Source organism: Variovorax sp. F042, from assembly GCF_057814215.1.
Genome location: NZ_JBVASX010000064.1, coordinates 1 through 300 on the forward strand (window position 1 = coordinate 1; position 300 = coordinate 300).

At 65.3% G+C, this 300-nt stretch carries 1 pseudogene; it reads right to left on the minus strand.

The window, feature by feature from the left end:
* Positions 1–300 (minus strand): annotated as a pseudogene (locus ACZYSP_RS35410) (bifunctional 3-phosphoshikimate 1-carboxyvinyltransferase/cytidylate kinase); the annotation flags it as partial.

Consider the following 300-nt stretch of genomic DNA (forward strand, 5'->3'; position numbering starts at 1 on the left):
TCGCCCTGGATCGAATCGGCGCCCACGCCTTCGATGCGGATGCCGTCCTTGCCGGAAACACCCGTCGCTATCGCGCCCAATGCTATGAAATCGCTAGCAGACGAGGCATCGGCCTCGACGTGAATGTCGCCGGGAGAGCTGTAGCTGCTGCCCGCCGGAATGGTGAAACGCTCCCAGCCGTCGCGCCGCACCTGGATGCCGACGCGCGCGAGCAGGTTCAGCGTGATCTCGATGTAGGGCTTGGAGATCAGGTCGCCGACCACTTCGATCACGATGTCGCCGGCCGCCGCGAGCGGCAAC